Genomic DNA, 24,089 nt, shown 5'->3' with positions numbered 1-24,089 from the left:
GCCGGAGGGACGACGAGCGGCGCCTGCTTTCATGGACGCGTACACCTGTTCCTGTCCCGGAGGACCGAACCCTGAACGCCCCGTCCGCCGAGGCCCTGTCCATCGTGCTGCTCGTCGCCGTCCTGGCCTGCGCCGTCGTACGCCCGTTCGGGCTGCCGGAGGCGGTCGTGGCGGTTCCGGCCGCCGGACTCGTGGTCGTCACCGGCGCCATCTCGCCGGAGCACGCGTGGGAGGAGGCCGAGCGGCTCGGGCCGGTGATCGGTTTCCTCGCCGCGGTGCTGGTGCTGGCCCATTTCTGTGATGTCGAGGGCCTCTTCCGGGCCTGCGGGGCCTGGATGGCCCGGTGGGCGGCGAACCGGCCCGGCCGACTGCTGACCTCCGTCTTCGTGCTCGCCTCGGCGATCACGGCCGTACTGAGCCTGGACGCGACCATCGTGTTGCTCACGCCGGTGGTGTTCGCCACGGCCGCCCGGTCGGGGGTCCGGCCCAAGCCGCACTCCTACGCCTGCGCGCATCTGTCGAACACGGCGTCGCTGCTGCTGCCGGTCTCCAACCTCACCAACCTGCTGGCGTTCAGCGCGAGCGGGCTGAGCTTCACCCGGTTCGCCGCGTTGATGGCGCTGCCCTGGCTGGTCGCGATCGCCGCCGAGTACCTGGTGTTCCGGCGGTTCTTCGCCGCCGACCTGGCCGCACCGGCGTCGGCCGAGGTGGCCGACCCGGACACGTCCGCCGCCGACGCGCCCGCGTTTCCCCTGTTCGCCCTGGTCACCGTCGCCTGCACGCTCGCCGGGTTCGTCGTGGCCTCCGCGCTGGGCATCGATCCCGCGTGGGCCGCGCTCGCGGGGGCGCTCGTGCTCGCCGGACGCGCGCTGGTGCGACGGCACGCGACCCCGGTGGACGTGGTGCGGGCCACGGCGCCCGGGTTCCTCGCGTTCGTGCTGGCGCTGGGCATCGTCGTCCGCGCGGTCGTGGACAACGGGCTCGCCGACGCGCTCGGCCGGGTGCTGCCCGACGGGACCGGACTGGTCGCGCTGCTCGGGATCGCCGCGCTGGCCGCCGTACTCGCCAATCTGATCAACAACCTGCCCGCGGTGCTCGTGCTGCTGCCGCTGACCGCGACGGCCGGACCGGGTGCGGTGCTCGCCGTACTGCTCGGGGTGAACATCGGTCCGAACCTGACGTACGCGGGATCGCTGGCGACCCTGCTGTGGCGGCGCATCGTGCACCGGTACGAACACGAGGTCGGCATCGGGGAGTTCACGCGGCTCGGGCTGATCTCCGTGCCGGCCGCGCTGATCCCGGCAGTGGTGGCGCTATGGGGCTCGCTGGCCGTCCTCGGGAGCTGAGGGACGGCCCGACGCGGGCCCCCGGGCGTCAGCGGGGTGCTCCCCAGGCTCCGTACGGGCCGTAGCCCCCGTAGCCGTACCCGTAGGGGTATCCGTAACCGGGGCCGTAGTTGCCGCCGTTGTTCGGGTTCGGGCCGTTCCCGGCGCAGTTGGGGTAACCGTAGGAGCAGGGCCCGGTCGTCGGGAACGGGGGCGGGGGTGTGGGCTGGGCCGCCGGCGGAGTCGGTGTGGGCTGCGCCGGTGTGGGCGTGGGGGCCGGCGCCGGGGTGTTCGCGGGCGCGGGGGCCTTCTTGACGACCGGGGGGCTCGACTCGTCGGCCGCGTCCCAGTTGACGGCCTCCATCTGGAGGGACGGCGAGGAGGAGTCGAAGACCCAGTGCTGGTCGGCGTCCTCCTCGCGCGCCTTCAGGACGAGCGGTGAGCTGCTTTTCGCGTCGGCGGGGGTCAGCGCCAGGTTCTGGTCCCAGCGCGGGACCAGGGTGCCCTGGAGGGTGAAGTCGTAGCGCACGTTCTTGGTGCCGGGCTGGGAGGGGCCCGTGCACGGGGCGAGCTGGACCGAGTAGCCGAGGTGGGAGTCGAGGCAGAGATCCGGGGCGGCGACGTTGCGCAGCAGCCCGTCGGTCTCGTACGACCACTCCTGGCCGGGCGCCGACGAGCAGCCGGTCAGCTCGGCCTCCGCGCCCTTGACGGACTTGCCGCCGGCGATGCCGATGCACAGGCCGGACTCGACGTTGTGCAGCCGGCCGCGCAGGTCGCCCTTGGTGGTCTCCCCCGAGCCGACCCAGGAGGAGTCGCTGCCCGAGCCGTCGGTGGCGGAGTCCGAGGGGTTGGCATCGGCGGTCGAGTTGTCGTCGTCGCCCTGGTTGAGGGCGGACCACAGGACCAGCGGCACGAGGACCAGCGCGCTCACGGTCGCGACGGCGAGAGTGCGGTTGCGTCGGCGGACCCGGCGCCGGGCCGCCTTGTGCGCGGAGCGGTGGGATCCGGGGCGGACGGCCAGCTCGGTGGAGGAGGGAGGGGTCGTGGGCATGGGCGGGGCCTGGGCCAGGATCCGCGGGACGGGGAGCAGACTCTCGGTGGTGGCGACCTCGATGATCGGGGCCTGCTCGACCTCGACGATGGCGCTCTCCGCGGCGCGGCCGGGGCGGGACTCGAGATAGGCGCGCGCGCCCCAGCCGAGCACGCCCTCGGCGAGTGCGAGGGCGAGGTCGCCGTTGAACTGGTTCAGCTGGTCGGCGGCGTAGCGGCAGGTCTTGCAGTCCGCGAGGTGCTTGGCGAGATCGGGGTCGATGTCGAAGCTGCGGCGCCGGCACGTGACGTCGATGAGCCGGATGTAGCGGCGGCACTCCTCCTGGGGCACGACCTCGCGGTGGACGTGCAGGCATTCCTCACGCAGACGGCCGCGGGCCCGGCCGAGTTCCACGGCGGCGTCCGCCACGCTCAGACCCAGCAGGCCGGCGGGTATCTCGAGCGGTTCGGCCTCGACCTCGGCGTGCCAGAGCAGGCAGCGCGCGGACTGCGGGAGGTTCTGGAAGGCCCGGGAGAGCAGCCGTCGGTCGGGCGCGGGCAGCAGTCGGGCGGCGACGCGGTTTCCGCCGCCGGGCGTGGCGCGCAGCTCGGGGTGGAGCATCTCGTGCCGGTGGTCGCCCTCCCACTCCGCCGCCAGTCGGCGCACGGTGACCAGCAGGTGGGGACGCCAGGCGGAGGTGGGGCCGCTCTGTCTCAGGGACTCACCGAAGATGCGGGTGAAGGCGGCGGTGGTGAGCATTCCGGCCGGGCGGGGGCCGCTGGTGCACAGACGCGCGTAGGCGAAGGCCGCTTCCCAGTGCCGGTCGAGCAGTTCGCCGACAGGATGGAGCGCGGGCGTCGTCCCCGTCCACTTCTTCAACTCGGCGCTGAGTTCGACATCCGAGGCGTCGTACGCGGGAGTTGGGGCTGGGGAATTCGACAGGCCTGCGTCTTTCACGTCTGTATTCCTCCACGGACAACGCGGGTTCTAGTCCATACCTAGCGGTATGCGACCCTGCCGACGAAACGACAGGATCCGACCAAACGGGGATCGGCATCGCGAACGCCCGCAGCGGACAGCTCTTTTGGAGCGGGGACCCAGCGGGAACGTCGCGTACGTGCAGAGGAAAAATGATTGTCCACACGGCGACGTGCACACCTTTGCACAGCTCAGCGAGCCGTAACAAGAGATCACGCCGTTTTCCGCATTCCAGCACGGCTGAATGCGGTAGACGAAGTGTCAATGAGGGTGCGCCTTTTGGGATTGCTACTGTATCAAGATCCGCATTGCAAACGGTATTCACTTCGCTCGGCGCAGTTTGCCAACCATTGACGGACAACCTCCGCCCGAGTCGCGAAAGGGTCCGCCCGGGCGGTCCCGCAACCACGGGCCCGGGTGTTTCCGCAGCTCATGTTCCGGGTATGGGCGGGGCCGCCGCAACACACGGGGACGTCACGGTAGTTGGCCGGTTCCTTCACATCTGTGTCCGGAACCCGCCGTCAAACCAATAGGAGAATCGGTTACCGCCGGTACGCGTCTGCACAGTGCCCGGTACGCGCCCGGCGGTGTCCCGTGACGCTCCCGGAACACCCGGTTGAAGTGGAACGGGCTGGCGAAACCGGAGGCGACGGCCACGCGTTCCACCGGCAGATCGGTGGCCTCCAGCAGCCGGGCCGCATGCCGCAGCCGGGCCTCGCGCAGTGCTCGCATCGGGGACCGGCCGAGCTGCTCGGTGAACAGGTGCGCGAACCGCGAGGGCGACAGCGCGACCCCCTCGGCGAGCGACCGGACGGTGTGCGCGGCGGCCGGGTCTGCGGCGATGAGGGCTTCGGCCCGGCTCACCCGGGCGTCGACTCCCGGCCGCCCCGGAAGGGGGCGGGCGGCCGCCGAGGCGAGCAGGACGATTTCCTCCAGGGAACAGAGGGCGAGTTCCTGGGCGGCGGTGCCGTGCGCCACGGCTATCGGGCCGTTGGGCACGGCGGGGGAAGCGGAATCGGCCGGGATGCCCGGCGGCCGTGCCCCGCCGCCGGGCCAGCGGGCGTCCGACAGCATGCGGGCGAACGCCGTCGCCATACGGTCGTGCAAGGTGGCCGGGACCGGGGCGACGACGTACAGGCCGTCGCCGACGGCGTAGGGGCTCAGCCAGGCCGTCCAGGAGGGGCGCGCCTGGCAGTGCGCCCACCAGAACCGCCAGTGCCGGGCGCCCGGTCCGACCCGGTAGTGGTGCGGCACTCCAGGGCCGAGGACGACCAGGTCCCCGGCGCCGGCCCGCGCCCCGGCCGCGCCCTGGGTGAGCAGACCGTGGCCGTCCGTCGTCCAGGTAAACAGCCAGCTGTCCGCGCCCTGCGGCCGGTTGACGGCGTACCCGGGTCCCTCGTCGTAGCGCCCGACGGTCACCAGTCCGGGCGGTGGTGCGGGGGTGGCGGTCTCGGGCAATCCGTCAGCGTTCACGGGCATCGTCTCCAGAGTGCGTCGGCCCTAGTGTGGCGGCCGGTGACAGCGGACCGAGGGAGTGGACGATGACAGTCACGGGCATCGGTGCCGCCGGCGCCTCCATCCTGCCGCAGGAGGAGCGCCGACGGTTCGAGGAGGACGGATTCACCGTCGTACGGGGACTTTTCGGGGAGGAGGAGATCGCCGGGCTGCGCGCCGAGTTCACGGCGTTGCACGCGGCCGGTCCCGTGCCGGGGCATTTCGAGCCCCGCCCGTCGGGCCAGGACGGGCGTCCGGCCGACCCGCTGGACGCGTATCCGCGCGTGATGCAGCCGCACGAGTTCCACGAGCCGTCGCTCGGCTGGCTGCTGGACCCCCGGCTGCGCGCGGTACTGGAGATCCTGCTCGGTGAGGAGGTGCTGGCAGCGCAGAGCATGTTCTATTTCAAGCCACCGGGCGCCCGGGGCCAGGCGCTGCACCAGGACAACTTGTATCTGCGGGTCGAGCCGGGCACCTGTGTGGCCGCGTGGATCGCCTGCGAGGCGATCGACCGGGACAACGGCGGGCTGGAGGTCGTGCCGGGCACGCACCGGATGGACCTGTTCTGTCCCGAACAGGCGGACGCCGGGCTGTCCTTCGCCCGGGAGTACGTGCCCCCGCCGCCCGGTCTGAGCACGGTGCCGGTCGACATGGCCCCGGGTGACGTCCTGTTCTTCAACGGCAGCCTGGTGCACGGTTCGCAGCCCAACCGCAGCGCCGACCGGTTCCGCCGCTCCTTCATCGGGCACTATGTGGGCCGCTCGGCGACGAGCATCGGCCACTTCTACCGCACGATCTCCATGAGCGGTGACCGGGTCCGGCTGCGCGAGAGCGAGGGCGCGGGGCCGTGCGGTACGGAGTTCGGGCCGCTCTCCGGACCGCACTGACGCCCTGCCGGGCAGGCGCTCCCCCGCCCTCGCCGACGGTCAGTGACCGCTGATGGGGTGCGGGGTGTACGCCTCCCCCAGTTCCTCGATCTCCTTGTCGGTCAGCTCGAGGTCGACGGCGGCCACCGCGTCGTCGATGTGGTGCGGCTTGGTCGCGCCGACGATGGGGGCGGTCACCGGGCTCTGGTGCAGCAGCCAGGCAAGCGCGACCCGGGCGCGCGGCACATCCCGCTCGGCCGCGATGCGGGCGACCGCGTCGACGATGGTGCGGTCGCCCTCCGGGTAGAGGGTGCGGCCGAAGTCGTCGGTCTCGCTGCGCTCGGTGGCGGTGTCCCAGTCGCGGGTGAGCCGGCCGCGGGCCAGCGGGCTCCACGGCAGGACACCGACGCCCTGGTCCGCGCACAGCGGCAGCATCTCGCGCTCCTCCTCGCGGTAGAGGAGGTTGTAGTGGTTCTGCATGGACACGAACCGCGTCCAGCCGTGCTCCCGGGCCGTGTACTGGGCCTTGGAGAACTGCCAGGCGTACATCGAACTCGCCCCGATGTAGCGGGCCTTGCCCGCCTTGACGACGTCGTGCAGCGCCTCCATCGTCTCCTCGATCGGGGTGACGGAGTCTTGACATCCTCGCCTGCGTGAACGCAGGCGATTCCGGTCAGCACCGCTACGCGATGCTCCCTCGGGTTCCTGCTTCATCGGCCCCTGCCACCCGAGGGTGGTCTGACAAGGTCTCCACAGGCTTGACGTCCCGCCAGTCCGGCGGTAGGTCCGCCAACTACGTTGTCGGACAAGGCGACTTTAGCAATGGCGCTGCGGCCCTCCGGGCCGCGATGGGCAGGATGCCCTTCACCTCCACCCTGAAGGGTGGAGCACTGGGCAAGTGTTCGGTAACTCATGCAGCCCAGACAGATCCGCGACACGTCCAGGCCCGTCGAACCGAGCTTCACGTACTGCATCGTTGCTGCTCCTGCCTTCGGGTGGGATACCGGTACGCGATCGAGCGTACGCCTGACGTGATCAAGGAGCCGGGGTCCCCTCCAGCGACGGGGACGACTCGGGCAGCGCGTCGCGCAGTTGGGCGCGGCCGGTGATGCCGAGTTTGGGGAAGACGCGGTAGAGGTGGAAGCCGACCGTGCGGGGCGAGAGGAAGATGCGTTCGCCGATCTCGCGGTTGCTGAGTCCCGCCGCGGCCAGCCGGGCTATCTGGAGCTGCTGCGGGGTGAGTTCGGCGAGGACGTCGCGCGGTGGGGTGCTGGTGGGGGTGACGCCGGTGGCCCGCAGTTCGGCGCGGGCGCGCTCGGTCCAGGGTCGGGCGCCGACCCGCTCGAAGGCGACGAGCGCGGCGGTGAGCTGCGGGCGCGCCTCCACCGAACGGCGTCTGCGGCGCAGCCACTCCGCGTAGTCGAGGCGCACCAGTGCCCGCTCGAACAGCCACTGTTCGCCGGCCGGATCGGCGAGGGCGGCCGTGAAGTGCTCCTCCGCCTCGTCGCCTTCGCTCAGCAGCGCCTGAGCCCGGTGCAGTACGGCGTCCAGCCGGGCGGAGACGCCGCCGGCGGCGAGGCGACGGCGGGTCGCGTCGACGATCCGGCGTGCCTCGTCGGCGCGGCCGGTGCGCACGGCCGCCGCGGTGAGATCGGCGAGGTAGTAGTCGGAGGCGTGGAAGTGCAGCGGCTGGGGCTCGGCGTCCTGGGTGTAGACGGCCCGGAAGCGGGTGTAGGCGGCGGCGTGGTCGCCCTCGGCGAGGGCGGCGGCGCCGAGGGCGTAGTGCCTGCGTACCTGCAGGCTGAGGGAGTTGGGCAGATCGACCCCGTGGACGGCCCGCTGCACGGCGGCGCGGGCCGCCTCGGTGTCGCCGCGCCGGGCGAGGATGGTGGCGCCGACGACGGGTGAGCCCGCCGCCACGATCTCCAGGCCGACCTCGGCCGCCGTCCGGTACGACGCGTCGAAGACCGCGTGGGCCCGGTTCCAGGAGCCGCTCTCGTACAGGGCGAGCGCCAGGGCGTTGGCGACGGTGGCGTTGGCGCCGGCCGTCGGGGAACGCCGCAGATGGTCCAGGGCGGCGCCGAGCAGCCGGACGGCTTCGGCGGTCTCGTCCAGGATCCAGGCGGCGGCCCCCACGACGACAAGGCGGGTCAGCCTCTGGTCCTGGGCGGCGGGCCCGGGCGGGAGCCCCGGCGGGTCTCCGGTCCAGTCGGTGCCCCTGAGCAGTGCGAGGGCCCGCTCACGGTTGCGTACGGGATCGCAGCCGGCCAGCGCCCATACGCGGCCCGCCTCGTCGTCCTGGGGCGGCACGCTCGCGGTGATCCGCTGGATCCGCTCGCGGAACGAGGGGTCACCGGAGTGGTAGGCGGGGGTGGTGGCCGTGCTGAGGGCGTCGAGGGCGAGAGCGGGATCGGTCTCGACGGCGGTCTCCGCGACCGGCAGCAGGAGGCCGAGCGAGTCCTCGAAGCGGTTGGTCACGGCGAGCGCCCAGCCGGCCAGGAGGGAGGCCTGGGCGAGCACGGCCGGGTCGTCGGTGAGGGTGAGGACGTGGGAGGCCAGCTCGCCGACCCAGCGCGGGTGTCCGGCGTGCATCGCCATGTTCGCGGCCCGGACCAGCCGCCGGGAGCGGACATCGGGGTCGGGGCTGAGCCGGGCCGCCCGTTCGAGGGCGGCAGCCGCGCCCGCGTAACCGCCCCGGCGCTGTGCGCGGCCCGCGCTGTCGTCCAGTCCCTGGGCGGCCTCCTCGTCGACGCCCGAGACGGCGGCGGCCCGGTGCCAGGCGCGCTGGTCGGGGTCACCGGCGAGGACGTCCGCCAGGGCTGTGTGTGCCGCGTGGCGTGCGGCGTAGGTCGCGGACTGGTAGACGGCGGAGCGGATCAGCGGGTGCCGGAAGTGGAGGCGGCCGTCGTCGATGCGGACGAGTCCCGCCTGTTCGGCCGGCCGCCAGTCGGCGGGGGTGGCGGTGGGTCCGGCCGCGGAGAGGATGACGGGCAGTTCGGCCGTCTCGGCGGCTGCCGCGAGAAGCAGCAACCTGCGGCTGGGTTCGGGGAGTTCGGGGAGGTCGGCGGCGAAGATCGCCTCGAGGCGGTCGGTGAGGGGCAGTACCTCGGTGGCGCCGTCCCGTCCGGCCTCGGGGTCGCGGCTGACGGCTCGGGCGAGTTCGACCAGGGCGAGGGGGACGCCGGCCGCCTGGTCGAGGATGCGGGAGCGGGCGCGGCCGACGGGCGGTTCGGGCTGGAGGTCGAGGACGCGTCCGGCGGCGGACGGGGGCAGCGGCTCGACGGTCAACTGCTGGTGTTCGCGCGCGAATTGAGGAGGCAGGGAGTTGTCCCGGGCGGCGAGCACCATCGCGACGGGTTCCCCTTCGAGGCGCCGGGCGACGAAGGCGAGGACGTCGAGGGTGCCCACGTCGAGCCAGTGGGCGTCGTCGATCACGAGCAGCAGTGGTCCCCGGCTCGCCGCGTCGGAGAGCAGGGTGAGGGCGCCGAGGGAGGTGAGCAGCGGGTCGGGGACCGTGGCCTGCTCCTGCTCGGGGTCGAGCCCGAACACACCGAGCAGCGCGGCCCGTTGGCGTACGGGCAGACCGTCGGCCAGGTCCAGTACCGGGCGCAGCAGTTGATGCAGTCCGGCGAACGGCAGCCCGGACTCGCCTTCGCAGCCTCGGCAGCGCAGGACGCGCGCTGTGGCCCGCAGGGCGGTACGGCCGACCGCGTCGAGCAGCACGCTCTTGCCCGCGCCCGGTCCGCCGGTGAGGACCAGGACGCCTGGCAGCGTCCCCGGGAGGTCGTCGGGTTCGGCCGTGACCTGGTTCACCAGCTCGGTGAGGACGGCGAGTTCGCTGTCGCGGCCGACGATCCATTCCTCGCCGGGACGGGAGGGGCTCATGAGGGGGTCCCTGAGGAGCGGACGGCTGCTGGAATCGCCCTGGGTGGCCGGTCGGCGCCGGCCGACGAGTCACGTAAGTCCGACGGGATGCGCTCTCCAATCATGTCCTGACAATAAACGGTGAGTTGGCTCCAGGTCGTCCCGAAGGGGTCTGGTGCGGCTCACGGTTCAGGGCTGGAGCAGCAGACCGGGGGTCGACAGCGGTCCGCCGGGAAACCGCTGAAGGCGGCCCCCGACGGTCAGTCGGCCCAGGCCGACGGCCGACCGGCCGACCGGCCGCCATGCTCGGCGAGCCGGGCGACCCGGTCGTGGGCGCCCGGGTGATTGCCGGAGAGAAAGATCACCCGGCGTCCGGCGGGGGTGCGCGGCTCGGCGGCGAGGACGGCAGTCGCCAGGGGGTGTTGAACGCCTTCGCCAGAGGGGCCCCGGCATCAAGCAGCCGCGACCGCCTCGGCCAACTGCCGCCAGGGCACGGCGAGTACGCCGATCTCCTCACCGGCCTCCTCCGCCACGGTCGCCGGGACCGAGCCCCGGCCCGATCGTGCCGGCGAGACCAACGCAGGGCCCGGGGCCCCCGGCTGTCACCGAGGAGAACCGTGCCACCGGCACCCAACAACCGGGCCGCGAGGGCCTGTCCGAGGGCCCGTGCGGTGATGATGCCGACGCGCATGATGTGTCTTTCTCGACTCGGCGGGACGAGCGGGCGGGGGCGCGACCTGGTCATTGCCGGGAGGGCGGGGTGCGGGCTTCTGTCAAGTGGCCGGCACCGCCGTCGGCTTCCGGGTGGCGGTGCGCATTTGACTGCGCGCGTTCAGGGCGCTTTGATCCTGACCGTGTCGGGCCGCGTGCCCGGTGCGCAGAGGTACGCACAGTCGGTGGTGGCCGTACCCGCGATCGATGGAGCGGACATGCCCGCCGAGGGTGCACACCGCGTCGGAGGCTTCCGGACGGCGGCGCTCGTGCTGGCGGCCGTCTGCGCGGCCGGATGGGGACTGACCGCGTGCGGCGGCTCGTCGCCGGAGCCGGGGGAAGCGGCCGAACCCGGGTCGACGCCCACGCCTCCCGCCTCGGCCGAGGTCCGACTGCCGCCGCTGCACGCCGGTTTCGACTACCAGATCGGCGGCGCCTATCCGCCCCCGGCCGGCGTGCGCATCGTCAGCCGCGACCGTACGGCGTCTCCCGCGCCCGGCCTCTACAACATCTGCTACGTCAACGCCTTCCAGGCGCAGCCCGGCGACGAGAAGTCGTGGCCCGCCGATCTGCTGCTGCGGGACGCGAACGGCGAGACCGTCATCGACGAGGACTGGGACGAGGCCCTGCTCGACATCGGCACGGCGGCGAAACGGAAGCGGATCGCGGCGCGGGTGAACGAGTGGATCGACGGCTGCGCGGACAAGGGTTTCGACGCGGTCGAGCCGGACAACTACGACAGCTACACCCGCTCCGACGACCTCCTCACCGCCGACGACGCCACCGCCTTCATCACCCTTCTCTCCCGGCACGCGCACGCGCGGGGGCTGGCCATCGGCCAGAAGAACACCGTGGACCTGGCCGGGCTGCGGAAGAAGACCGGACTGGACTTCGCGGTCGCGGAGGAGTGCGGCGAGTTCGACGAGTGCGGGGAGTACGCGGCGGCGTTCGACGACCGGGTGGTCGTGATCGAGTACACCGACAGCGGGCTGCGCAAGGCCCTCGCGGGCTTCGGCGACCGGCTGAGCATCGTCCGCAGGGATGTCGACGTGTCGACACCGGGCAGCGCCGGGTACATCCGCAGGACGCGCTGAGGCGGAACTGGGAGATCGGCCCCTGCCGGGGTGTCGCCCCTGCTTGAATCAGAGGGCTTCACGGAACCTCCACACGTTCGCTCTCGGGCCCAACTGGGGTCCCGCTGAAGGGTGTTGGCTTGATCCTCCAAGGGCGCACGGTGGAACGTGAGTTACTCGACCACCTCGTCAACGACCTGCGCTCGGGGCTGAGCCGGGTCGCGCTGTTGCGCGGCGACGCGGGCATCGGGAAGACCGTGCTGCTCGACCACGCGGCCACCGAGGCCGCCGGGTTGCGGGTGCTGCGGATCGCGGGTGTCGAGGCGGAGGCGGGCTTCCCGTTCGCGGCGCTGCACCGGCTGCTCGTACCGTTCCTGGAGGGGCTCAAGGAGCCCGGGCCGCTGTCCGCCGTCCAGCGCGAGGCGTTGCGGGTGGCCTGCGGGCTGGCCGAGGGGCCGCCCGCCGACGGCTTCCTGGTCGGGCTCGCGACGCTCACCCTGCTCGCGGAGGCGGCGAAGGCCCGGCCCGTGCTGGCGCTCGTGGACGACGCCCAGTGGCTCGACGAGGAGTCCCTCGGCGTGCTGGCGTTCGTCGGGCGCCGGCTGCACGCGGAGGGCGTCGGACTGCTGTTCGCCGCGCGCACCGGCTTCGACGTACCCGCGGGGCTCCCCGTCACCGAAGTCACCGGGCTGGCCGAGCCGTTCGCGCTGGAGGTGCTGCGGGCGGCGGTCGCCGGGCCGCTCGACACGCGGGTCGCGGCCCGCATCGTGAGCGCCACCGCCGGAAACCCCCTGGCGCTGGCGGACCTCGGCCAGGAAATGTCCGCCGAGCAGCTCGCGGGCGGCCTCGCGCTGCCCGAACCGCTGCCCGTGGGCGGGCGGTTGGAGGCGCACTACCTCCAGCGGGTGCACGCGCTGGCGCCGGACTCTCAGACCTGGCTGCTGCTCGCCGCCGCCGAACCGGGCGGCGACCTCGGCTACATCACCGCGGCGGCCGAGCGACTCGGGATCGGCGCCGAGGCCTCGGCTCCGGCGGAGGCGGCCCGGCTGGTCGTGCTGCGGAGCGCCGCCGTGTTCCGGCATCCGCTGGTGCGTTCCGCGGTGTACGGGGGTAGCACCAGCGTGGAGCGGCGGCGCGTCCACCTCGCGCTCGCCGAGGCCACCGACCGCCCCTTCGACAGCGACCGGCGGGCCTGGCATCTCGCCTCCGCCGCGCTGGGACCTGACGCCGAGGTCGCGACGGAGGTGGAGCACGCGGCGGACCGGGCGGGCGCCCGGGGCGGGTTCGCGGCCCGAGCCACCTTCCTCACCCGGGCCGCCGAGCTGACATCGGACGACAGCACGCGGGCCGGGCGGCTGCTGGCGGCGGCCGAGGCCGCGTTGCGGGCCGGGGCGCCCCTGCAGGCGGAGTCGCTGGTCGACGCGGTGGACGTCGAGCGGCTCGACGCGGTGGGCCGGGGCCGGATGCTGCTGGTCCGGGCGTACGCGGTACTGGCGCTCGGCGACGCGGACTCGTTCTCGCGGGCGCCCGCACTGTGTCTGCGCGCCGCTCTGCTGCTGACCGACGGGGCGCCGGATCTGGCCCGGCAGGCGTTCCTGCAGGCCATCCTCGGCGTCATCACCGCCGAGCACCGCATCCGGGACACCTCACCGGCCGAGATAGCCCGGGCCATCGAGACGCTCGTCCCGCGTTCCGGACAGGTCACCGGCGTCGATCTCGTGCTGCGCGCGTTCGCCGTACTGGCCCTTGACGGCTACGAGAGTGCCATCCCTCATCTGCGGCGGGCCTGCGCGATGGTGCTGGATCCCCACACGTCCCAGGAACACGTACTGCGGGCCTTTCTCCCGGCCATCACCATGTCGATGATCCGGTGGGACGAACGGACCCAGACCGCTGTGATGCGACGGGCAGCGGAGGTCGCCCGGGCCACCGGCGCGCTCACCCAGCTGGACACCGCCCTGTACTGCACGGTGATGTCCGAGACGAACCTGGGCGAACTGGCTGCCGCCGACGCCCTGCACGCGGAGGGGAACCAGATCCGCGCGGCGATCGGCGCGACCGACGACGTGTGGGCGATCTACCGGCATCCCGAACTCCGCGCCTGGCACGGCGAGTCGGAGAATCTCGACGCCGTCCTGCACGGTTCGATGGAGGCCGGGATCTGGCTCGGCAACGGCGCCGTCGAGTCCATCGCCCGGATCGGGATGACCGTGCTGGCCCTGAGCCGCGGCGACTACGCGACGGCACGCGACCACTCCCGGGCGCTGGTCGAGCACGACGAGTACGGCATCCACTCCCGTCTCCTCCCCCACCTCGTCGAGGCGGCCGTACGCTGCGGCGACCGCGTCCTCGCTCAGACCGCACTGGACACGCTCACCTCCAGGGCGACGGCCGCCGACACGCCCTGGGCGCTCGGTCTGCTGGCCCGCTCACGGGCCCTGCTCTCTCCGGCGGACGAGGCCGAACCGCTGTTCGCCGAGGCGATCAGCGTGCTGTCGGACACCCGCGCCCGGTCCGATCTGGCGGTCGCCCACCTCCTGTACGGCGAGTGGCTGCGCCGCCGCAGGCGACGCCGGGACGCCCGGGAGCAGCTGCGTACGGCGGTGGACCTGTTCGACGCGATGGGCGCCAAGGGCTTCGCCGCACGCGCCGCCCAGGAGCTGGCCGCCACCGGGGAACACCCCCGGCGCGGACCCGCCGGTACGGCGAACGCGCTCACCCCGCAGGAACTCACCGTCGCCCGTCTCGCGAAGGGCGGCGCGACCAACGCCGAGATCGCCGCCCAGCTGTTCATCAGCGCGAGCACGGTCGACTACCACCTGCGGAAGATCTTCCGGAAACTCGACGTGACCTCCCGGCGACAGCTCGCCCAGGCCCCCGGGCTCTGAGCGACCCCGCGCGCGGTAACGACTACGCGCCGCACGGGGTACGGGGCCCACCGCACACCACGGATGCTCAGGAGGTCGGAAAAGTCCCGCAGACGGGAGCACACCCATGCCATACGTCACCGCACCGGACGGCGCGGAGATCTTCTACAAGGACTGGGGGCAGGGCCGCCCGGTCGTCCTGAGCCACGGCTGGCCGCTGAACTCGGACAGCTGGGAGGCACAGCAGCTGTTCCTCGCCACCCACGGCTACCGCGTCCTCGCGCACGACCGGCGCGGCCACGGCCGTTCCTCGCAGACCTGGCACGGCAACGAGATGAACACCTACGCCGACGACCTGGCCACCCTCATCGACACCCTCGACCTGCGTGACGTCACCCTCGTCGGCTTCTCCACCGGCGGCGGCGAGGTCGCCCGCTATGTGGGCCGGCACGGCACCGGGCGCGTCGCCCAGCTCGCGCTCGTGTCCGCCGTACCGCCGTTCATGCTGAAGACGGACGACAACCCGGGCGGGGTGCCGGGCGAGGTGTTCGACGCGATCCGGGCCGGGTCGCTCGCCGACCGCTCACAGCTGTACCGGGATCTGGCCGACGGGCCCTTCTTCGGCCACAACCGGCCCGGCCAGAACGTCTCGCAGGGCATCCGGGACGCGTTCTGGCGCCAGAGCCTGCAGGCCGGGCACCGGAACGCCTACGAGAGCATCGCGGCCTTCTCCGCTACCGACTTCCGCGCCGACCTGGACGCCATCGACGTACCCACGCTGGTCGTGCACGGCGACGACGACCAGGTCGTACCGATCGACGTCGGCGGCAAGGCGTCGGCGTCCCGCATCAAGACGGCGACGCTAAAGGTCTATCCGGGTGCGCCGCACGGCATCACGGACACGCACAAGGACCAACTGAGCGCGGATCTCCTCGACTTCCTCAACTCCTGATCCCCCGAAGGGACTTCGTGAGCATGCGACTCCACCGCACCCTGGGCACGGTCCTCGCGAGCTGTGCCCTGGTCGTCGGTCTGACCGGCGCCGTCGCACACTCCTCCTCCCCCGCGGCCTCCCCCGAGGCCTTCTCCTCGCAGAAAACCGCGAGCAAGCCGACGGTCGTGCTCGTCCACGGCGTGTTCGCCGACTCGTCCGGCTGGAACTCCACGATCAAGGCGCTCCAGGACCTGGGCTATCCGGTGATCGCCCCGGCCAACCCCCTGCGCGACCTCGCGGGCGACTCCGCGTACGTCTCCAGTGTCCTCAAGACGATTCCCGGCCCGGTGATCCTGGTCGGGCACTCCTACGGCGGCGAGGTCGTCACCAACGCCGCCCGGGGCAACGCCAACGTCAAGGCGCTGGTGTACGTCGCCGCGTTCGCGCCCGACCAGGGCGAGACGGCGTTGGGCCTGGCCGAGAAGTTCACCGGCAGCAGGCTGCCGGAATCGCTCCTGGTCAGGACGTATCCGCAACCGGGAGCCCCCGACGGCCACGACGGCTACATCGACCCGGCCAAGTTCCACGACGTCTTCGCCCAGGACCTGCCGAGGAACACCACCCGGGTCATGGCCGCGGCCCAACGCCCGGGCAGCCTCGAAGGATTGGGCAACGCCAGCGGCGTACCGGCGTGGAAGACCCTGCCGTCCTGGTACGTCATCCCGACCGCCGACCGCGTCATCCCGCCCGCGGTGCAGCGCTTCATGGCCGAGCGGGCGGGCAGCAAGGTCGTCGAGGTCAAGGGCGCCTCGCACGTCGTGATGATGTCCCGTACCGACAGTGTCGTCCGCCAGATCCAGGCCGCCCACCGCGCCACCCGCTGAGGAGCACCGATGAGCACTCCCGACACCGTCGTCCTGATCCACGGCTTCTGGGTAACGCCCCGCAGCTGGGAGCAGTGGATCGACCACTACGAGAAGCGCGGCTACCGCGTCCTCGCACCCGCGTACCCCGGCTTCGAGGTGGAGGTAGAGGCGCTGAACGCGGACCCCTCACCCGTCGAGCAGGTCACCGTCCCGCAGATCGTCGAGAAGCTGGAGGGCGTCATCCGCTCGCTGGACAAGCCGCCGATCCTCATCGGCCACTCCGCGGGCGGTGTCTTCGTACAACTGCTGCTCGACCGGGGCCTGGGCGCGGTCGGCGTGGCGATCAACTCCGCGCCGACGGAGGGGGTGGCGGTGCTGCCGCTGTCCCAGATCAAGGCGGCCTTCCCGGTTTTGAAGAACCCGGCCAACCGGCACCGGGCGGTCGGCCTGAACTTCGAGCAGTGGCACTACGCGTTCACCAACACGTTCGCCGAGGAGGAGTCCCGGCGACTGTACGAGCGGTACGCGGTCCCGGCGTCCGGCAGCATCTTCTTCGACAGCGCCCTGGCGACGCTGCGCCCCGGCCATCAGAGCACGTACGTGGACTATCACAACGACGAGCGGGCGCCGCTGCTGTTCGTGGCGGGTGAACTGGACCATCTGATGCCGCCGAAGGTGCAGCAGTCCAACGCGAAGCACTACAAGTCGAAGACGGTCACGGAGATCAGGGAGTACGCGGGCCGGCCGCACCTGCTGCCCGCCGCCCCCGGCTGGGAGGCGATCGCGGACGACGTGCTGGAGTGGGCGGTCCAGCACGCGCGGTAGACCGCCAAGAGCCCGGGGCGGCCGTGCGCCGGCCGCTCCGGGCATCCCGAACCCGGAGGGAACCCTGATGACCGAGGCCCGTGTCACCCACATCGGCGGCCCGACCACGCTGATCGAGGCCGGCGGTTGGCGGCTGCTGACGGATCCGACGTTCGACCCGCCCGGCCGGCGCTACTCCTTCGGCTGGGGCACCTCTTCGGTGAAGACCTCCGGACCGGCCCTGCCGGCCACCGAACTCCCTTCGCTGGACGCCGTGTTGCTGACCCACGACCACCACGGCGACAACCTCGACCCGGCCGGCCGGGCCCTGCTTCCCGGGGCGGGCGTCGTCCTGACGACACCGTCCGGGGCGCGCAGGGTGGGCGGCAACGCGCACGGCCTGGCCCCCTGGACGACGTACCGTCTGACGGCCGCGGGCCGCCCCACGATCGAGGTCACGGCCACCCCCGCCCGGCACGGTCCGCCGTTCTCCCGCCCCGTCGTCGGCGAGGTGACGGGCTTCTCGCTGCGCTGGGAGGGGCAGCGGCACGGCGCCCTGTGGATCTCCGGGGACACCGTCCTCTACGGCGGGGTACGGGAGGTCGCCCGCCGGCTGACCGTCGGCACGGCGCTCCTCCACCTGGGCGGTGTCCGCTTCCCGCTGACCGGCCCCCTGCGCTACTCGATGACGGCGGCCCAGGCGGTGTCCCTGTGCGGCGAGTTGAGACCCCGGACCGCGCTGCCCGTCCACTACGAGGGCTGGCGGCACTTCCAGGAGGGGCGGCAGGCGATCGAGGCGGAACTGGCCAAGGCACCCGAGGACGTCCGGGAGCGGTTCCGCTGGCTGCCGATGGGAGCCCCGCTGGACCTCACCATGTGACCGATCACCATGACGCGTCACCTCCTGACGCGTCACCGTGTCCCGATCACCGTGCGGCGAGCAGCTCGAGCCCGCGCTCCCACCCGAACTCCGGTCGCCCGCCGCCCACTTGAGCGTCCGAGGCGTACGGGTCCGCGAATCGCACCCCCATCCCGCGCAGCCGTTCCAGACTGGCCCGGTAGGCGGGATGGGCGGCCAACGCGTCGCCCACGCACGGCAGTACGGCGATCGGCACCCCGAGGCCGTACACCTCGCAGAGCGTCCCCAGGGCGAGGGTGTCGGCGATGCCGGCCGCCCACTTGTTGAGGGTGTTGAAGGTGGCGGGCGCGACGAGCACGGCGTCGGGCGCGGGGAAGGGGCGCGGATCACCGGGTCTGCGCCACGCGGAGCGGATCGGGCGTCCGGTCTGTGTCTCGACGGCCGCCTGGTCGAAGAATCCCATAGCGAGCGGCGTCGCGATGACCCCGACCTCCCAGTCCCGTTCCTGCGCGGCGGTGATCAGCTTGCTGACGTCGCAGGCGATCCCGGCGGCGCAGACGACGACGTAGAGGAAGGGCTTGGGGGGCGGGGCCTCGGGGGTCTGTGCGGTCGTCTCGGTCATCCGGAAACCCTAAATGAGTTGCGGGCGGGCGATCCCTCCTCCAGGATCACGCCATGCCCACGATCGAAGCCTTCCTGTCGCTGTCCCCCGCCGCCGCTCGTCCGGTGCGGGTCCAGCAGCAGCCCGGCCGTCCCTGGAGGCCCGTACTTCCCCGGTCATGACGGCCGCGCTCGTCGCGGGGCTTCTCGCGGGGTACGGCATCGCCGTTCCCGTCGGAGCCGTCACGACCTATCTCGTCTCCCTCACCGCACGTACGTCCCTGCGGACCGGTGTCTGCGCGGCGCTCGGTATCGCCACCGCCGACGGTCTCTACGCCCTGCTGGCGACGCTCGGCGGCACCGCCCTGGCCGGGGCCCTGCAGCCGGTGCTGGTGCCGTTGCGCTGGGCCTCCGCCCTGGTGCTGGCGGTCCTCGCGGTCCGGGGCGGGGCCGGCGCCCTGCGGCAGTACCGCGCCGGTGCGCTCGCCACCCGCGCCGACGCCATGCCACCGTCCCCGCTGCGGGCGTTCCTCATGCTGGTCGGCATCACCCTGCTCAACCCCACCACGGTGATCTACTTCGCCGCGCTGGTCCTGGGCAGCCGGGCCTCGGACGCCGTATCCCCTTGGGAGCAAGGGGTGTTCGTCCTCGCGGCCTTTCTCGCCTCGGCCAGCTGGCAACTGCTGATCGCCTCCGGCGGCGCACTGCTCGGCCGGGCACTGACGGGCCGGCGCGGGCGGCTGGTGACCGCGCTCGTGTCCAGCGCGGTGATCATGGCGCTGGCGGTGCGGATGGTGCTGTGAGCGATGTGACCGACCCCGGATGAATCCGCTCCGCCCCGGTGTTGCACCCTCGTAGTAACGGTCACACGCGACAAGACGATGGGACGAACTCATGCCTCTTGAGGGCGAGTACGAAGCCAGTCCGACCCAATGGGTGCGTGAGCAGGTCGAGTTGTACGAACGCTCGGGTGGTACCGAGGGCACGACCCTGCTCGACACCGGCCTGCCGGTGATCCTGCTCACCACGCGGGGCGCCCGCAGCGGCAAGATCCGCCGGACCCCGCTGATGCGGGTCGAGCACGACGGGCTGTACGCGGTGGTCGCCTCGATGGGCGGCGCTCCCAAGCACCCTGTCTGGTACTACAACGTCGTCGCCGATCCGCGCGTGGACATCCAGGACGGACCCGTGCGCCAGGACATGGTCGCCCGCGAGGTGACCGGCGACGAGAAGTCCGTGTGGTGGGAGCGGGCGGTCGAGGCGTTCCCCCAGTACGCCGAGTACCAGAAGAAGACCGACCGCGACATACCCGTGTTCGTCCTGGAACCGCCCGCCGGGAACTGATCCGGGCCGGAAGGAAATAATTTCGGGTGCCCGGAGGAATGAACTCCTCTCCTCCGGGCACCCGAGCCTCAGGCCCCGCCGCGCTCCCCCGTCGCGGCGGGGCTCCGCGCTGCCTCCTTCGCGTCGGCGTCGGTCACGTCGAGGAAGATCTCACCGACCTCGGGGACGGTGTGGACGACCGAGCGCTTGATGCGTACGGCGACCTCCTCGACCCGCTCGCTGTCGAGACCGGGCACGAGGTCGATCCGGGCGGCCACCAGGGTGGAGTCGAGCCCCATCTTCATCGTGAACAGCGCCTCCACGCTGTCGATCTCGGGCTGCGCCGCCAGCAGGGCGCGGACGTCGCGGCTCACCTCCGGGTCGGCGGCCTCGCCGATGAGCTGGTCGCGCGCGTCCCGGCCCAGCCAGACGGCGACACAGACGAGCAGCACCCCGATCGCGAGGGACGCGGACGCCTCCCACACGACCTGCCCGGTGACCATGTGCAGGGCCATGCCCGCGAGGGCGAGGGTCACACCGAGCACGGCGGTGCCGTCCTCGGCGATCACCGTACGCAGGGCGGGATCGCGCAAGGCGCTCCTGCCGCCCGCCGTGCCCTTCCCGGCCATCTCCCCGCGTGCCTGGTGCACGGCCCGGAGCAGCGAGGCGCCCTCCGCGAGCAGCGCGACCCCGAGCACGACGAGGCCCGCCACATAGCCGCCGAAGGACTCCTGGGCGTCGCTCCTGAACGCCTCGACGCCCTGGAAGAACGAGAAGCAGCCGCCCATGACGAAGATGCCGACGGCCGCGAGCAGCGACCAGAAGAACCGTTCCTTGCCGTAGCCGAAGGGATGCCGCCGGTCGGCGGGGCGGCGGCTGCGGCGCAGGGCGGCGAGCAGGAAGACCTCGTTGAGGCTGTCGGCCACGGAGTGCGCGGCCTCGGACAGCAGTGCGGGCGACCCGGTGACGAGTCCGCCCACCGCCTTGGCGACGGCGATCAGCAGATTGGCGCCCAGCGCCACCAGCACGGTCACCCGTGTCCGCCGGTCCGACGACGACGTACCGCCCGCCCGCCTGCTGTCGCCGGCCTGGTCGGCCGTCAATGCTGCTTGGGGGCCGTCGGTACGACCCGCAGGAGGGTGAAGGAGTGGCCGGCCGGGTCGGCGTATCCCCGCTCCTCGTACGGCCCGCCGGCGTCCTTGGTGTCCAGCGGGCGCCCGCCGAGCCCGATCACCTGGCGTTCCACCTCGTCGAGGTCCTCCACCCGGAAGTCGAGGTGGACCTGGAGGGAGTTCTCGGGGCGTGGCCAGCTCGGCGGGGTGGCGTTCACGTCACGGCGGAAGGCCATCCGGGTTCCGTCGGCGCCCCTGATCTCGATGCGGTTGGCGGTCGCGTGGGTCTCCTCGGCCGCCAGCAGTTCCTTGTAGAAGGCGGCGAGCTTCTCGGGTTCGGCACAGTCCAGCACCACGACGCCTGCTGTCACCAAGGTCATGCTTCCTCCGTACGGGAATCCAGGGGCGGTCCTCGTCGCCGCAGCCCTCCCGATTGCGGGTACCCCGCCCGCCGGAATCACACCGGCGCCGCTGTCAGGAAGAGGTCAGTGGCCGCCGGGCTCCGCCTCGCGGGCCGCCCGACCTGACGATCCTGGACCGCGATCCGTACTCCGGGCCCTTGCCGGCCGTGGTCTCTGCATCGGCTCTGGTTACAGCCCCCGGCGGAGTGTCACCGTCTGCGGTGTGAAGCCGGCGCGTTCGTAGAAACGTATCGCGGCCGAATTGGCCGCGTACGCGCTCACCTCGGCGTGCGCGGCACCCCGCTCGGCCGCCCACCGGACGAAGGCCTCCACCAGACGCGCCCCGGCGCCCGAACTCCGTTGCTCGGGACGGACGTAGACGCTGAGCAGGGTGGCGGCCCGCACCGGTCGCATGGCCGTCGGCTCGGTGAGCGAACCCGTCAGATGCCCTACCACCGCACCCGCGCACTCGACCGCCAGCACCAGGCGCGCCGGGTCCGCCAGTGCCGACGCGAACGACTCGGCGGCGTGCTCGCGCGGCCAGTCCGCGTCGACGCTCGGATCACGGGTGCCGGCGTCCTCGGCGAAGAGGCCGGTACTGGAGGCGACGAGTCCCGGCAGGTCGTCGGTGCGGGCGGGGCGGACGGTGATCGTCGGGGGCTGAGCCGTGTGGTCGGTCATGTCGCGGACGCTATCGGCAGGGTCTGACAACGGGGGGTGGAAGTTGATGGACAGCCGTCCATGTATGCTGGACGCCTGTCCATCATGGACAGCTGTCCAAGAAGTAGTTTTTCGAAGCCCGACGTGGGAGTTGCTGAGCATGGAGACGGTCGCGAACGTGCTGGTCGGCCTGGTGGCCGCGCTGCATCTGTACATCCTCGTGATGGAGATGTTCCTGTGGCAGCGCGCGCAGGGGCGCAAGTTCCACGGCTTCGACCCGGAGATGGCCCGCGCGACCGCCGCGATGGCCGCCAACCAGGGGCTCTACAACGGGTTTCTCGCGGCCGGCCTGGTCTGGGGGCTGATCGCGGGCGACCCGACCGGGTTCCGGGTGCAGGTCTTCTTCCTTGCCTGTGTGATCGTGGCGGGCGTCTACGGTGCCGCTACCGCGAACCGGCGCATCCTCGTCGCCCAGGCGCTGCCCGGCGCCATCGCCCTCGCCGCCGTCCTCGTCGCGCGGTGACGCGCGGCGCGCCCGAGGACCCGCGGGCCGCCCGCACCCGGGCGAAACTCCGTGCGGCCCTCCTCGCGGAGTGCGCCGAACACCCGCTGGCGGAGATCGGCGTCGCCGCGCTGGTCCGCCGGGCGGGGGTCGGACGGGCCACGTTCTACGTCCACTACCCCGACCTGGAGGCGCTGGCCGTCGACGCCTGCGCCGATGTCGTACGGGAGGCCGTGGACGCCCTGCACGCGTGGCGCGGCCGGCCCGATCCGATGATCGCGCCGGCCGCGCTCGTGGAGTTCTTCGCGGAGCTCACCCCGCACGCCGCGTTGTACCGGACTCTGCTGAGTCCCGGTGGCGGGGGGCCGCTGGGGCAGGTTCTGCACCGGGATCTGCGGGCGCGGAGCCTTGCGGAGCGGGAGCTTGCCGGGGCGGGGGATGCTCCGTTGGTCGCCTCGGCGGTTGCGGCGACGTTTGCGGGTGTCCTGGCGGACTGGCTGCACGGGAGGATCGAGGCGACCTCGGAGGAGATCGCCCATCAGGTGTGGCAGTTGCTGGTGGCTCTGCATCGGAGCAGGTGAGGGGTTTTTGTTTTTGTTTTCGCCCCCGCCGCCCCTACCCGTCCCATCCCGTTCCTGGGGGCTGCGCCCCCAGACCCCCCTTTCGGCCCTGAAGGGGCCTCGTCCTCAAACGCCGGACGGGCTGGGGGTGAAGGTCAGGACCGGCTTGATTGTTTTGCCTGCGCCCATGTCCCTCACCGCCTGGGCGATGTCCTCGAACGGGTACGTGCTGATCAGGCGGTGCAGGGGGAGGCGGCCCGTCTTCACCAGGTCCACCAGGGCCGGGATGAAGGTCTGTGTCTCGGCGTCGCCCAGGGTGAGGCCCACCACCCGCTTGCCGCCGAGCATGCCGTTGACGTCCAGGGCGACCTCGGTGCCGAACGGCGGGGCGCCGACCACGACGAGGGTGCCTCGCAGGGCGAGCGCGTCGACGCCCTGGCGCAGGACGTTGACGTTGCCGGTGGTCTCCACGATGCCGTCGACGCCCTGACCGTCGGTGATCTTCGCGACGGCCTCACCTAGGTCGGCCTCGGCCGTGTTGATGGTGTGGGTGGCGCCCAACTCCTTTGCCAGCGAGAGGCGTTCACCCACCCTGTCCACGGCGATGATCGTGGTCGCCGGGGTGAGCGCGGCGGCCATGACCGCCGAGAGCCCCACGGCTCCGGCGCCGAGGACAAGCACCGTGCTGCCCGTGACCGGCTTCAGCACGTTCCAGACGGCGCCGACGCCCGTCTGGACGCCGCAGCCCAGCGGGGCGATCGACTCCAGCGGTACGTCCGGGTCGACCTTGACCAGGCTTCGCTGGTCGACCAACGCCCGCTCCGCGAACGAGGACTGGCCGAAGAAGTGGCCGCCCAGCTCCACGCCGTCACGGCTGATGGTGGCGGTGCCGTCGGCCCGTCGGCCGCCGAGGAGGTTCAGCGGCAGCCAGGCCGCGCAGTACGCGGGGTGCCCGTCACGGCAGTTGCGGCAGCCCCCGCAGGAGGTGAAGGACAGGACGACATGGTCGCCGGGCTCGATGCCGGTGACGGCGGAGCCGACCGCTTCGACGACGCCCGCGCCCTCGTGCCCCAGAACTCCCGGGAGGGGGAAGGGCAGTCCGCCGCTCGCCACCCCGAGGTCCGTGTGGCACAGGCCCGTCGCGACCAGGCGTACGAGCGCCTCGGTGGGTGCGGGCTCGGCCAGTTCGACGTCGGAGAGGGTGAAGGGCGCGCCGCCGGACTCTACGACCGCGGCGCGGGTGGTGATGGACATCGTTAA

At 72.2% G+C, this 24,089-nt stretch carries 20 protein-coding genes and 1 pseudogene; 12 read left to right on the top strand and 9 right to left on the bottom strand.

Annotated elements, in window-relative coordinates:
* The first annotated feature begins 71 nt into the window (after positions 1 to 71).
* On the top strand, positions 72 to 1,346 hold the full coding sequence (locus tag ABZ855_RS40510) for an arsenic transporter (protein ID WP_360816332.1): 1,275 nt from the start codon (positions 72 to 74) through the stop codon (positions 1,344 to 1,346).
* A gap of 28 nt (positions 1,347 to 1,374) precedes the next feature.
* Here ABZ855_RS40510 and ABZ855_RS40505 read toward each other — a convergent pair whose 3' ends face one another.
* Positions 1,375 to 3,312: a ricin-type beta-trefoil lectin domain protein gene (locus ABZ855_RS40505; protein WP_360816312.1), complete on the bottom strand. Its 1,938-nt coding sequence runs from the start codon at positions 3,310 to 3,312 to the stop codon at positions 1,375 to 1,377.
* A 495-nt stretch (positions 3,313 to 3,807) separates the two neighbouring features.
* Positions 3,808 to 4,812 carry a helix-turn-helix domain-containing protein gene (locus ABZ855_RS40500; protein ID WP_360816309.1) on the bottom strand — a complete coding sequence of 335 codons (1,005 nt, stop codon included), beginning with the start codon at positions 4,810 to 4,812 and terminating at the stop codon, positions 3,808 to 3,810.
* 62 nt (positions 4,813 to 4,874) lie between these two features.
* Between ABZ855_RS40500 and ABZ855_RS40495 the strand changes: the two genes are divergently transcribed.
* Positions 4,875 to 5,714: a phytanoyl-CoA dioxygenase family protein gene (locus ABZ855_RS40495; RefSeq protein ID WP_360816306.1), complete on the top strand. Its 840-nt coding sequence runs from the start codon at positions 4,875 to 4,877 to the stop codon at positions 5,712 to 5,714.
* 39 nt (positions 5,715 to 5,753) lie between these two features.
* Here the strand turns inward: ABZ855_RS40495 and ABZ855_RS40490 are convergent.
* Positions 5,754 to 6,320: pseudogene (locus ABZ855_RS40490) on the bottom strand (aldo/keto reductase); the annotation flags it as partial.
* A gap of 408 nt (positions 6,321 to 6,728) precedes the next feature.
* Positions 6,729 to 9,578, bottom strand: coding sequence for a LuxR family transcriptional regulator (locus tag ABZ855_RS40485; protein ID WP_360816303.1), 2,850 nt, complete (start codon positions 9,576 to 9,578; stop codon positions 6,729 to 6,731).
* A 908-nt stretch (positions 9,579 to 10,486) separates the two neighbouring features.
* Between ABZ855_RS40485 and ABZ855_RS40480 the strand changes: the two genes are divergently transcribed.
* The 6 genes from ABZ855_RS40480 to ABZ855_RS40455 all read left to right on the top strand — a co-directional run bounded on the left by ABZ855_RS40480 (position 10,487) and on the right by ABZ855_RS40455 (position 17,692).
* Positions 10,487 to 11,362: an endo alpha-1,4 polygalactosaminidase gene (locus tag ABZ855_RS40480; RefSeq protein ID WP_360816300.1), complete on the top strand. Its 876-nt coding sequence runs from the start codon at positions 10,487 to 10,489 to the stop codon at positions 11,360 to 11,362.
* Between the two features lie 119 nt (positions 11,363 to 11,481).
* Positions 11,482 to 14,229, top strand: a complete 2,748-nt coding sequence (locus tag ABZ855_RS40475) for an AAA family ATPase (RefSeq protein ID WP_360816297.1) — start codon at positions 11,482 to 11,484, stop codon at positions 14,227 to 14,229.
* A 106-nt stretch (positions 14,230 to 14,335) separates the two neighbouring features.
* Positions 14,336 to 15,160, top strand: a complete 825-nt coding sequence (locus ABZ855_RS40470) for an alpha/beta hydrolase (RefSeq protein WP_360816294.1) — start codon at positions 14,336 to 14,338, stop codon at positions 15,158 to 15,160.
* 23 nt (positions 15,161 to 15,183) lie between these two features.
* Positions 15,184 to 16,026 (top strand): alpha/beta hydrolase, encoded by an 843-nt coding sequence (locus tag ABZ855_RS40465; protein WP_360816329.1) that lies wholly within the window; start codon positions 15,184 to 15,186, stop codon positions 16,024 to 16,026.
* A 9-nt stretch (positions 16,027 to 16,035) separates the two neighbouring features.
* Positions 16,036 to 16,833 carry an alpha/beta hydrolase gene (locus tag ABZ855_RS40460; RefSeq protein ID WP_360816291.1) on the top strand — a complete coding sequence of 266 codons (798 nt, stop codon included), beginning with the start codon at positions 16,036 to 16,038 and terminating at the stop codon, positions 16,831 to 16,833.
* A gap of 67 nt (positions 16,834 to 16,900) precedes the next feature.
* The gene (locus ABZ855_RS40455) at positions 16,901 to 17,692 is read left to right on the top strand and encodes an MBL fold metallo-hydrolase (RefSeq protein ID WP_360816288.1); all 792 of its coding nucleotides are present in this window, start codon (positions 16,901 to 16,903) and stop codon (positions 17,690 to 17,692) included.
* Between the two features lie 46 nt (positions 17,693 to 17,738).
* Here the strand turns inward: ABZ855_RS40455 and ABZ855_RS40450 are convergent, their stop codons facing one another.
* A complete protein-coding gene (locus ABZ855_RS40450) occupies positions 17,739 to 18,293 on the bottom strand; it encodes a flavoprotein (protein WP_360816285.1) in 555 nt (184 codons plus the stop codon).
* Positions 18,294 to 18,450: 157 nt separating this feature from the next.
* Here ABZ855_RS40450 and ABZ855_RS40445 point away from each other — a divergent pair, with 157 nt between their 5' ends.
* A complete protein-coding gene (locus tag ABZ855_RS40445; protein ID WP_360816282.1) occupies positions 18,451 to 19,074 on the top strand; it encodes a LysE family transporter in 624 nt (207 codons plus the stop codon).
* Between the two features lie 91 nt (positions 19,075 to 19,165).
* Positions 19,166 to 19,615 (top strand): nitroreductase family deazaflavin-dependent oxidoreductase, encoded by a 450-nt coding sequence (locus ABZ855_RS40440; protein WP_360816279.1) that lies wholly within the window; start codon positions 19,166 to 19,168, stop codon positions 19,613 to 19,615.
* A 68-nt stretch (positions 19,616 to 19,683) separates the two neighbouring features.
* Here the strand turns inward: ABZ855_RS40440 and ABZ855_RS40435 are convergent, their stop codons facing one another.
* The 3 genes from ABZ855_RS40435 to ABZ855_RS40425 all read right to left on the bottom strand — a co-directional run bounded on the left by ABZ855_RS40435 (position 19,684) and on the right by ABZ855_RS40425 (position 21,788).
* Entirely contained in the window at positions 19,684 to 20,697 is a 1,014-nt protein-coding gene (locus ABZ855_RS40435; RefSeq protein WP_360816276.1) for a cation diffusion facilitator family transporter, read from the bottom strand.
* Complete coding sequence (locus tag ABZ855_RS40430) at positions 20,694 to 21,086, bottom strand: VOC family protein (protein WP_360816273.1); 393 nt, start codon at positions 21,084 to 21,086, stop codon at positions 20,694 to 20,696. The genes ABZ855_RS40435 and ABZ855_RS40430 overlap by 4 nt, the downstream gene beginning before the upstream one ends.
* Positions 21,087 to 21,296: 210 nt before the next feature.
* A complete protein-coding gene (locus ABZ855_RS40425; protein ID WP_360816270.1) occupies positions 21,297 to 21,788 on the bottom strand; it encodes a GNAT family N-acetyltransferase in 492 nt (163 codons plus the stop codon).
* 139 nt (positions 21,789 to 21,927) lie between these two features.
* Between ABZ855_RS40425 and ABZ855_RS40420 the strand changes: the two genes are divergently transcribed.
* Both ABZ855_RS40420 and ABZ855_RS40415 read left to right on the top strand, forming a co-directional pair.
* On the top strand, positions 21,928 to 22,290 hold the full coding sequence (locus ABZ855_RS40420) for a DUF1304 domain-containing protein (RefSeq protein WP_360816267.1): 363 nt from the start codon (positions 21,928 to 21,930) through the stop codon (positions 22,288 to 22,290).
* A complete protein-coding gene (locus tag ABZ855_RS40415) occupies positions 22,287 to 22,850 on the top strand; it encodes a TetR/AcrR family transcriptional regulator (protein ID WP_360816265.1) in 564 nt (187 codons plus the stop codon). The genes ABZ855_RS40420 and ABZ855_RS40415 overlap by 4 nt, the downstream gene beginning before the upstream one ends.
* Before the next feature lie 105 nt (positions 22,851 to 22,955).
* Here ABZ855_RS40415 and ABZ855_RS40410 read toward each other — a convergent pair whose 3' ends face one another.
* The gene (locus ABZ855_RS40410) at positions 22,956 to 24,083 is read right to left on the bottom strand and encodes an NAD(P)-dependent alcohol dehydrogenase (protein WP_360816262.1); all 1,128 of its coding nucleotides are present in this window, start codon (positions 24,081 to 24,083) and stop codon (positions 22,956 to 22,958) included.
* Positions 24,084 to 24,089 lie beyond the last annotated feature (6 nt).

Origin of the sequence: Streptomyces sp. NPDC047042 (assembly GCF_040644035.1) — a bacterium.
Classification (GTDB): Bacteria; Actinomycetota; Actinomycetes; order Streptomycetales; family Streptomycetaceae; genus Streptomyces.
Note: the sequence above shows the minus strand (reverse complement) of the source record. Positions and strands in the feature narration are given on the sequence as shown.